This window comes from Shewanella olleyana (assembly GCF_023283825.1).
Taxonomy (GTDB): Bacteria; Pseudomonadota; Gammaproteobacteria; order Enterobacterales; family Shewanellaceae; genus Shewanella; species Shewanella olleyana.
In genome coordinates this window covers 1-2,171 of the sequence record NZ_JAKILD010000063.1, presented here as the reverse complement: position 1 = coordinate 2,171, position 2,171 = coordinate 1, and the positions used below count along the sequence as shown (strand labels likewise).

The following is a 2,171-nucleotide window of genomic DNA, read 5'->3' as shown; positions in this document are numbered from 1 at the left end:
TTTTGTCGGATAGACGACACTTGTTACCAAGTGCCGTCCTCCTAAGAACCCAGCGTGCAACTTTCACTGCACTAGGCTCAAGCCTCCACTAAGGCATTTTAGCTACCCAGTAACCTACAAAGCAGTTGGGACAGGTTCAAACCACGACTTCCTGCTTACCTTAGTCTGTTTTCGCTTCCTTAAGTAGTCAACAAATTCAGGATGGAATGGGGTGGCAGCACTTCGGATTTTTACATGTCTTTTTATTAGCGTGCGAGATATTTGCACTAGATTAAATGCGCAATCCATATCCGCTATTTTCTCCCAACCGTGAAATTGCCATTGTCCTTTACGGTTCAGAAAATATTTATGAGCGACCCATCGTTTTCCCTTTGTAGGGTGACGTCTAACCGCCCATCGCCATAACGCTTGGAATATTTGATGACCTACATAGCCGAAAGTTTGTTTGGCGACGCAGTGATGGTAGTAGTTCGACCATCCCCGAAGCTTAGGATTCATCAATTTGATGAGATCGTTAACTGCCATGGTTGCATGTGCTTTGATAAGTTTACGCATGTTGCTCAAGAATAACAGGACGTTACTTTTACTCGGTTTAATGAGTAATTTGCTTTTGTACTTCCTAACGTTGAACCCAAGGAAGTCAAACCCGTCATTGATATGGGTGACATGCGTTTTCTCTTCAGAAAGCGTCAACCCTCTTTCTTCTAAAAAGTGCATTAGTTGTGGTTTGATTTCATTAACAAGCACTTCTTTTGAAGTCCCCGTGATAACAAAATCATCAGCGTAACCTATAAAGTTGACTCTATTGCCCGTTTTACGAGCGATAGCCTTAACCAACTGTTCTAATCCAGCAAGAGTGAGCAGCATAAGAGTAGGGGATATTATCCCACCTTGTGGTGTTCCTTCTGGCGTTTTGTAGAACAATCCTTTGTCAATAAAACCACATCCAAGCCATTGTTGCAGCATTCGTTTATCTAATTGAATGTTGTCGATAAGCCATTGATGACCAATCTTATCGAAACAGGCTTTGATGTCCCCTTCAAGAACCCATTGGCTAGAGTTTTTCTGACACAAACATTTGAAACACTGCGCAATAGCATCCGCTGTACTTCGGTTAGGTCGAAAACCATAACTGTTTGGATCGGCAAACGTTTCAGAGATAGGTTCCAGTGCAAGAAGGTATAGCGCTTGTTGCGCTCTATCTACCATGCAAGGGATACCCAACGGACGGAGCTTGCCGTTTTTCTTGGGGATATAGATACGCCTGAGTGGTTTAGCTTGATAGCCTTTTCTACTCAGTTGTGTAACCGCAATCATACGACGTGCATCCGTGTTCCAGATGACGCCGTCAATTCCAGGCGTTTTACTGCCTTTGTTCTGTGATACTCGCTTAACAGCAAGAAGTTTTGCTGAATGCGAGTGAGTCAGTATCCACTGCAATGCTTTTGCTCTGCCGTGTTTACCTTCTCTGGTTGCTTTTGCAATGCGCATTTGAAGCTTTAATACTTGCTGTTCAATAGGTTTCCAATTGATGGATTGCCATTGACTGCCGTACGGAGAGGCACTAACTTCAGATGAAGTCATCATTTGCGTTTCTCCATGAATAAAGTTCCTCAAATCATCTTGCAACGGGAGACCAGCTGGAAGTGGGCTCACTTTCGTGACAGACATTCGTCTGTATCTGCATCATTACAATACAGCCTTGGCTTTCTCCAGCCTCCTATACCTGCACCGCTATCGGCTAAATCAGCTTTCCCAGAGGGAGCGATACAGGCTTACCGAGTTCCATATGTTACGCATGTCAGGTTAGATGCCCGCTATAGTGCGGAGAGCGTATTGATCACGAAAGAATATTGGACAACTTCTTTCCCACTCTCATTGCCTTTTGGCCACAGCGTAAAAAAAACCACTTCCGCTGTTTCTCGTATAACGCACCTTGCACGGATTCACTTATGTTCATCATACTGACTCCCTAGCACTCACCCAATTTGTGGTTATCAGGAGGAACGTCCTCTCACGATTTTGTTCCCGCTCAGTTATGGTACTGAACTTCGTTACATTGTTAGACTCGCTACTTTATTCAGAGTCCTAGGGTCATCTGGTGATACAGATGGTTCACTCAAAGCGGTGAACAGCGCTTCATACGACTTCTCGTCGCACGTCCAGAAACG

At 44.4% G+C, this 2,171-nt stretch carries 1 protein-coding gene; it reads right to left on the bottom strand.

What is annotated here, in order from left to right:
* Positions 1-114: 114 nt before the first annotated feature.
* Positions 115-1,587: a group II intron reverse transcriptase/maturase gene (gene ltrA, locus L2735_RS19810; RefSeq protein WP_248986306.1), complete on the bottom strand. Its 1,473-nt coding sequence runs from the start codon at positions 1,585-1,587 to the stop codon at positions 115-117.
* Positions 1,588-2,171: the final 584 nt, after the last annotated feature.